The sequence below is a fragment of the Bradyrhizobium sp. 14AA genome (assembly GCF_054185205.1).
In genome coordinates this window covers 21428-29139 of record NZ_JAVAYM010000048.1, presented here as the reverse complement: position 1 = coordinate 29139, position 7712 = coordinate 21428, and the positions used below count along the sequence as shown (strand labels likewise).

The 7712-nt window shown below is 60.7% G+C and carries 7 protein-coding genes and 1 pseudogene; all 8 read right to left on the bottom strand.

Going from position 1 to position 7712, the window contains the following annotated elements:
• The coding region (locus RAD15_RS42015; RefSeq protein ID WP_458184563.1) for a thiolase family protein at positions 1 to 277 on the bottom strand (277 nt) is incomplete at its 3' end.
• A gap of 12 nt (positions 278 to 289) precedes the next feature.
• Positions 290 to 1066: an enoyl-CoA hydratase/isomerase family protein gene (locus RAD15_RS42010; RefSeq protein ID WP_375849394.1), complete on the bottom strand. Its 777-nt coding sequence runs from the start codon at positions 1064 to 1066 to the stop codon at positions 290 to 292.
• Positions 1063 to 2130, bottom strand: coding sequence for a phosphotransferase (locus RAD15_RS42005; protein WP_375849396.1), 1068 nt, complete (start codon positions 2128 to 2130; stop codon positions 1063 to 1065). The genes RAD15_RS42010 and RAD15_RS42005 overlap by 4 nt, the downstream gene beginning before the upstream one ends.
• Positions 2127 to 3302, bottom strand: coding sequence for an acyl-CoA dehydrogenase family protein (locus RAD15_RS42000; protein WP_375849398.1), 1176 nt, complete (start codon positions 3300 to 3302; stop codon positions 2127 to 2129). Before RAD15_RS42000 ends, RAD15_RS42005 begins: the two co-directional genes overlap by 4 nt.
• A complete protein-coding gene (locus tag RAD15_RS41995; RefSeq protein WP_458184562.1) occupies positions 3299 to 4060 on the bottom strand; it encodes an SDR family NAD(P)-dependent oxidoreductase in 762 nt (253 codons plus the stop codon). Before RAD15_RS41995 ends, RAD15_RS42000 begins: the two co-directional genes overlap by 4 nt.
• A 23-nt stretch (positions 4061 to 4083) precedes the next feature.
• Positions 4084 to 5259 carry an acetyl-CoA C-acyltransferase gene (locus tag RAD15_RS41990; protein ID WP_458184561.1) on the bottom strand — a complete coding sequence of 392 codons (1176 nt, stop codon included), beginning with the start codon at positions 5257 to 5259 and terminating at the stop codon, positions 4084 to 4086.
• A gap of 30 nt (positions 5260 to 5289) precedes the next feature.
• Positions 5290 to 6442 (bottom strand): annotated as a pseudogene (locus RAD15_RS41985) (acyl-CoA dehydrogenase family protein).
• A gap of 499 nt (positions 6443 to 6941) precedes the next feature.
• Positions 6942 to 7616, bottom strand: a complete 675-nt coding sequence (locus tag RAD15_RS41980) for a TetR/AcrR family transcriptional regulator (RefSeq protein WP_270162959.1) — start codon at positions 7614 to 7616, stop codon at positions 6942 to 6944.
• Positions 7617 to 7712: the final 96 nt, after the last annotated feature.

Below are 7712 nucleotides of genomic sequence, written 5' to 3'. Positions count from 1 at the left end.
GCGAGCTGCCGCATTGCCGATCGATCGTCACGGCCGGAACGGATTCCGGGAGCTTGGAGGCAAGCACCGCATTCCGCCCGAAGGCGAACGCCTGCTCGCCGGCCTGTGTCACGCAACCCAGGATCACGTCCTCGACGGCGGCCGGGTCGATCCCCGACCGATCGACGACCGCGTTGAGTGTTTCGGCAGCCATGTTGGCCGGATGCCAGCCGGAAAGTTTGCCGTTACGCCTGCCGCCAGCTGTCCGTACCACCTCAACGAGATAAGCTTCTGCCATAGCCTGATCCTTTCATCCGTTTGAATTGCGACGAGCGGCGAATGCCGCAACACGACGGCGCGACTCGTCCGAGCCGCCCAGCTCGGCGATGCTCCACATCTCCAACTCGAGTTGCTCCTCCAACGTGCTTTCATAGCTTTCGACCAAGAGACGGCGTGCTGCGCCGAGCGCCGCCACCGGTTCTGCCACAAGTTTCGCGGCAATTTCGGTGCCGGCAGCAAGCAGCTGCTCGCCATCGACAATACGCGTAACGAGACCTATTCGCTCCGCTTCGTCGCTCGGTACGCGTCGATTAGACAAGATGATCTCCTGTGCTCGCCTAAGGCCGACCACGCGCGGTAGCAGCCAGCTCATTCCTCCGTCAGGACTGAGGCCTAAGGCGGTATAGGCGGCGCAGAAGTGCGCTGACCGCGCCGCTAACGCAAAGTCGCCGATCATTGCGAGGCTCATGCCGGCTCCGGCTGCAGGTCCGTTCACAAGCGTAATCAGCGGTTTCCGCATATACATAAGGCGCACAATCGCCGCGTGAAGCGTTCCCGCCAAATCCTCCAGGAATGCCGACACGTTGTCGCCAGCCGCGGCGAAAGCACTGACATCACCGCCTGCGCAAAACAGCTTTCCGCGCCCCGTCAGGATGACGCATCGGATATCATCATCTTCGTCGCAACGTTCGGCGGCCTGCAGGAGAGCGCGGGCCATCGCCGGATCAATCGTGTTTCCGTGTTCCGGACGTGCCAACGTCAAGGTTGCGACTTTTTCGTCGCAAGAGAATTCGACCGGAGCACTCATGTTAGATTCTCCAACGCGCGAATAGCCAGCTTCGCCAGTTCCGGAAAGCTCTTTCCGCGCTCGATGGCCTGCGTCGACGACGCTGTCCCGCGCAGCGCGCGACCGGCTATGCCGTGCATGATCGCCGCAAGCCGAAAGAAGTTGAAAGCAACGTAGAACTGCCAGTCTGCAATCGCCTCTCGGCCGGTCGCGCGGCAGTACCTGTCGATGTATTCGGCTTCTCTCGGAATATTGAGAGCGGCCAGATCTGCTCCCGCTAGGCCAGCAACTATGTGCGGAGGCATTCGATACATGATTGCGTGGTAAGCGAAGTCGGCGAGCGGATGTCCGAGGGTCGAAAGCTCCCAGTCGAGCACGGCGATCACCCGCGGCTCGCTCGGATGAAAGATCAGATTGTCGCAACGGAAGTCGCCATGCACGATGGAGGCCTCGTCACCCGCCGGAATCCTTCCCGGAAGCTCGCTGACAAGGCGATCCATGTTGGCATCGCGCCCGGCCTGTGGATCTTCCTGATACTGGCGCGACCACCGGCTGATCTGCCGCGCAAAGTAGCTGCCCGGCTTGCCGTAGTCGCCCAGGCCGATCGAGGTCGGGTCAACCGAGTGGAGTTGCGCGATGACGTCGCACATGGCGTTGAAGTAGGAAGGTCGTTCTTCTCTGCTAACTCCGGGGAAAGTCGCGTCCCAGAAGATGCGGCCCTCCACCAGCTGCATCACATAGAATTCGCTTCCGATGACGGACGTGTCGGCGCAATAGCCGTAAATGCGTGCCACAGGAAACCCGACCTGCGACAGCGCGCGCTGGACGCGCGCCTCGCGATCGACGGCGTGCGCTCCGGCTACCAATGGGCCCGGTGGTTTGCGCCGGAGCACGTAGACGCCGCCTGCGGATTGAAGACGGTAAGTTGGGTTCGACTGACCTCCCTTGAATTTGGAGACGTTGAGCGGCCCTCGAAACCCCTCGACATTGGCCGCCATCCAGCGCGCCAAGGCACCCTCGTCAAGACGATGGGCGTCAGAGGGTTCCGCCAATCCGGAGTTGGCGGTATCGTCGAGCGCGCTCACGGGTTTGCCTTCTGCCAGTCGCGCTTGATCTTTTTCGCAAGTGACCATTTGTGCACCTCGGTGGGACCGTCGTAGATGCGGAATGCACGAACCTCACGAAACACCTGCTCGACGATGGTTTCGTTGGTCACGCCCGATCCGCCCATGACCTGCACGCAACGATCGGCGACACGCATGAGCGCCTCGCTGACCGCAACCTTCGCCATGGAGCTCTCGTTTGTTCCGAGCGATCCCGTGTCCAGGACACTCGCGCACCAGGAGATCATCAACTCGGCCTGCTTGAGGTCGATCAGGTTGTCGGCCAACATGAAGCCAACTCCCTCATGATCGATGAGCGTCTTGCCGAACGCCTGCCGACGGTTGGCGTACCTCGTCGCGATCTCGTTCGCGCGAATGCAGGCGCCCAGCCAGCGCATGCAATGCGACAACCTGGCCGGCGAAAGGCGGATCTGCGCGTACTTGAAGCCCTCACCCGGGTGTCCGAGCATTTGATCGGCCGGGATGCGCAGATTCCGGATGGTCAGGACGGCGTGCCCGCCTGGCATCGAACTGTCGATCGTGTTGGGCACATGATCGATGGTGATTGCCGGATCAGGCAAATCGACGAGGAACATGCAGGCGCCCTCCTCGGCCTTTGCCATAACGATGCCGACCTTGGCTCCGCGGGCACCTGTGATGAACGCCTTGCGTCCGTTCACGACCCACTGATTGCCGTCCCGGCGACAGGTCGTGGTCATCATCGATGGGTCGGAGCCTGCTCCCCCTTCTTCGGCCGGTTCGGTCATGAAGAAGGCGGACCGAGCGCGTCCCTCGACCAGCGGCTTGAGAAAGCGTTCCTTGATCTCCGGCGAGCCAATTCTACCCAGAAGGTACATGTTGCCTTCGTCGGGAGCCGCCGTGTTGCACGCGAGCGGCCCAAGCGGCGATAGACCCGTCTTGGCCAGAACGATAGCGGTTTCGCCCTGCGAGAGGTGTGAACCATCTGCCAGGATGTGCGGCGTCAAGACGCCTGCAGCCCGCGCCAGCTCGCGCAGGTCGGTGACCAACTCGTCCTTTGGGCAATCGTGATGATCACGGCGAGGATCGCGCTCGAACGGGACAACGACGTCCCGAACGAAGCGCTCGACGCGATCCGCGATCTCTTGAGTACGCTCCGCGCCGACCCCGCTCATTTCGGTGCCATCCGGATTGCGCCGTCGAGGCGGATTGTTTCGCCGTTGAGCATCGGATTGACGACAATGGACTCGACCATTTGAGCAAATTCGGACGGCTGACCGAGCCTGCTTGGAAATGGAACCTGCTTGCCGAGCGACTTCTGCGCCTCTTCCGGAAGCGACATCAGCAGCGGCGTAAGGAAGATGCCCGGCGCGATCGTCATCACCCGAATGCCGTAACGCGCAAATTCACGAGCAAGGGGCAGCGTCATGCCGACGATTCCACCCTTTGATGCTGAATAGGCGGCTTGGCCGATCTGGCCATCGTATGCAGCCACACTGGCCGTGTTGACGATGACGCCTCGCTCCTCACCAACAGTCTCGGCCATATGAAGACGGGCGGCAAACTTCGATAGCACGTTGAAGCTACCGATCAGATTGATGTTGATGGTCCTGGCGAAGTCGCGCAGCGGCAGCGCCTTGCCGTCTTGACCGATGGCTTTGCCGGGCGGCCCGAGGCCGGCGCAGTTGACCAGGATCCGCGCCTTACCGTGCATGAGCTCTGCTGACTCGAGCGCATGCTCGACACCGTCTTCGTCAGTCACGTCGACCTTGATGAAGTGCCCGCCGATGGACTTGGCGTGCGCCTCGCCCAGCTCTGCATTGAGGTCCAGGATGGTGACCTTCGCACCGGCGACCGCCAGGCGCTCCGCTGCGGCGCCTCCGAGGCCAGACGCCCCGCCAGTCACAACCGCCGCCGTTCCCTTGATTTGCATGATTGTCCTTTGTCCTTTCCGATTCAGATTTCGATGGCCATTGCCGTCGCTTCGCCGCCACCAATGCAGAGGCTGGCCACACCGCGCTTGAGGCCCCGCGCCTTAAGCGCGGCCAGTAACGTGACGATGATTCGGGCGCCACTTGCGCCGATGGGATGGCCGAGGGCGGTCGCACCGCCGTTGACGTTGAGTTTCTCGGCCGGAATGTCGAGCTCGCGCGCAGCGATCATCGCCACGACGGCGAATGCTTCGTTGATCTCGTAGAGATCGACGTCCGAAGCGGACCACCCCGCTTTGGCCAGCGCCTTCTGAATTGCCGGCGCGGGAGCAGTCGTAAAGAGAGCCGGCGCCTGAGCGTGCGCCGCGTGTGCGCGGATCGTGGCGGCGATCGGAAGGCCCAGCCTATCGGCAATGCTTAGGCGGGTCATCACGAGAGCTGCGGCTCCATCAGAGATGGACGATGCGTTGGCAGGGGTGATGGTGCCGTCAGCCGCGAACGCCGGCTTCAGCAGAGATATCTTCTCGGGCTTAGCCTTTCCTGGCTGCTCGTCCGTGTCCACGACCGATCCATCTTTGGCGGCCGCTGGCATAGCGACTATCTCGTCGGCAAATGCGCCGCTGGCGATCGCAGTCCGAGCGCGATCCAAGGATCGGAGCGCATATGCGTCTTGCGCATCGCGACCGAACTGAAATTCGCGAGCAGCATCTTCCGCGAAGGCGCCCATGGCCTTACCTGGAGTGTACGCATCCTCCAATCCGTCCATCATCATCGTGTCCACGATGCGGTCGTGCCCAATGCGCGCACCACCGCGATGCTTGGGCAGGGCATACGGAGCATTCGTCATGCTTTCCATGCCACCTGCAACGACGACGTCGGCAGATCCCACCGCGAGTGCGTCATGGGCCAAGATCGCGGCTTGCATGCCCGAACCGCACATTTTGTTGACCGTGGTCGCCTGCGCGCTAAGCGGTAATCCCGCTCCCAACGCGGCTTGTCGGGCGGGAGCCTGACCGAGCGCGGCCGGCAGCACGCATCCCATCACGACCTGATTGACCCGCTCCGCCTCGATGCCAGCACGCTCAACTGCCCCTTTCGTTGCCGCCGCACCGAGCTCGGTGGCCTTGAAGCGCGCGAGCGCGCCCTGAAAGGACCCGATAGGCGTGCGCGCGTAGCTCGCGATAACAACTGGGTCGGACATGGACGTGGAGACCTTCCGTTAGTTTCGAAACTAATCGTGAGCTGTCGCCTCTCGGGCGAGTTCGCGCGCGATGACCATTCGCTGGATGTCCGAGGTGCCTTCGTAGATCTGGCAGACGCGCACATCTCGGTAGATCTTGGCGACGGAGAAATCTTCCAAATAGCCGTAGCCACCGAACGTCTGGAGCGCACCGGAGACCACCGCCTCGGCCGCCTCGGACGCAATAAGCTTGGCCATTGACGCTTCTTTCAGACACGGCAGGGCCGCGTCCTTCATTGCGGCCGCATGCAAAACCAGTTGATGCGCCGCCTCCAGGCGGGCGGCAAGATCCGCAAGCCGAAACCCGACGGCCTGATGCGAAAAGATTGGAGCGCCGAAGCTCTTTCGCTCGCCCGCATATCTGGTAGCCGCATCGAGAGCCGCACGAGCCATCCCGACACATTGGGCAGCGATGCCGATGCGGCCGGCCTCCAGATTGGAAAGCGCGATGGAATAACCAGCCCCCCTCCCGACCAAGCCGCATCTCTTCTTCGACGTAAACGTCGTCGAACCGCAGCGCGCAAGTATCTGACGCAGCCTGTCCAAGCTTACTCTCGATCCTCTCGACGCTGTAACCTGGACTATCGGTGCGAACCAGAAAAGCTGTGATGCCGCGCTTGCCGGCGGAAGGATCGGTGACGGCGAACACGATCGCGAGTCCGGCCGTTCGACCGGACGAGATGAACTGCTTCGCTCCGTTGAGCTTGTAACCAGATCCTGCACGGGTCGCGCGCGTCCTCAACGCGGAAGCATCAGAACCTGCCTCTGCCTCCGTAAGAGCGAATGCGCCGATCATTCGACCGGAAATGAGCGAAGGCAGAAAGCTTGCTCGCTGTGCCGGCGTGCCGTCCTTCATGAGGCCGGATACGATCAGGCTGTTCTGGATGCTAAGGATTGTTGATAGCGCGCCGTCCGCCGCAGCAATTTCGATGAGCGAAGCTGCGTAAGAGACGTAGTCCGCACCTGCTCCGCCCTCTTCTTCGGGTGCGAGCATTCCCATGAGACCAAGACCCGCAAGCTCCTCAAAGAGTTCTGCTGGATATCCCTTGGCCTGTTCGAACTCGCGCGCGCGAGGAGCAATTCGCTCTTGGGCGAATTTACGCACCTCGTCGCGTATTGCCGCCTGCGTTTCATTGAGGATCACGACGCGCACTCCGCCGGATTTTCGCCGCAGATCACGCCGAAGCAACCCAATGGCAGCACCAAAGCAAGCCGCAGATGGAGTGACGAAATCATTGGTTTCATTGCTTTTTGCCGATTGTATCGGCTCCTCCCGTGCGAAACGATCTGCGCTTCTGGCTGGCGCTTAAAAGTGATATTGACGTCATATTACCGATTAGCTCGTCTCGTCAAGCCGAGTTCGCCTATCGTTTGCAAACAAGACCCTAGCTGGCGTTTAGACGGACGACAGGCCGTGGCCGTCTTGGGCCGAAATTCGAGGAATAGGCTCTAATGGCCGTGAGACGCCACATGGACATCGACGGGCGTCGCACCCGATCGATACAGGATTCGATGACTCAGAAAGGCGACGATCTTGCCGATCATCCCCACCGACAGCAGCGAGAGAAGCTGCTCATGATTGTGTTTCGCTCATACCTCGTCGCGACGCAGAGCGGATAATGAGTCCCGCCTAAGGCGATACGTCAATTCGAAGCCTCAGGGCTTTCTTTGACCATCCCAAACACGCCTCGATACCAGACCTTCGCGCAGTGTGTGCCTATGTGCTGGGTCTCGGCATCACTCGGATCTTTCGGCGCGAGATCAAATTTCATGTAGGCAATCTGCTCCATCGTAGAACCGAGCACCTCAGCAGCCATTTCAGGATCAAGTTCACGACTTAGTTCGCCTAATCCTTGAAGCCGCATTAGCCAGGTGGTGGTTCGTCTCACGAAGCGACTTCGTTCCGAGACGTAAAGCGACAGGAAGGTGGCTTTCTCGCCGCGAGCAGCCGCCTCGCGCATAACGCGCAACAATTTACGATGCTGTGCATAGATCTTGAGATAAGCGATGGTGTTTTCAATGAATTCCGCTTCGGTCGCTTTCAATGAGCGGCCGATCCTACGCTTGCTTGCAACGTAGATCTCGTCGATCAGTGGCCGAAGCACGGCCAGCAGAATCTCATCCTTATTCCGAAAGTGCCGATAGAAGTTGCCGTAGGATGTGCGAGCAATCTTGACGATATCCTCGACCCTGGTTGCCTCGTACCCCTTACGCGCGAAGACGCGCGCCGAGGCATCAAGGAGCCGCTGGCGCATCGCAGCGCCCTTCGCCGTGGCGGGGGCCAAGGGCTCCAACGCAGAATCACCGATGTCCAGCATTTGCGACCTTTAGCATCGGGTCCGCTTGACCGCCAGCCTACAATCAGTAATGTGACATCAATATCAGTTCTTGTTCAAGCCTGAACTGTAAGCAAT

Bases quoted from the DNA above. Each gene is read 5' to 3' on its own strand.
- RAD15_RS42010 (WP_375849394.1), bottom strand. From the start codon at position 1,066: ATGAGTGCTCCGGTCGAATTCTCTTGCGACGAAAAAGTCGCAACCTTG.
- RAD15_RS42000 (WP_375849398.1), bottom strand. From the start codon at position 3,302: ATGAGCGGGGTCGGCGCGGAGCGTACTCAAGAGATCGCGGATCGCGTC.
- RAD15_RS41980 (WP_270162959.1), bottom strand. From the start codon at position 7,616: ATGCTGGACATCGGTGATTCTGCGTTGGAGCCCTTGGCCCCCGCCACG.
- RAD15_RS41995 (WP_458184562.1), bottom strand. From the start codon at position 4,060: ATGCAAATCAAGGGAACGGCGGCGGTTGTGACTGGCGGGGCGTCTGGC.
- RAD15_RS41990 (WP_458184561.1), bottom strand. From the start codon at position 5,259: ATGTCCGACCCAGTTGTTATCGCGAGCTACGCGCGCACGCCTATCGGG.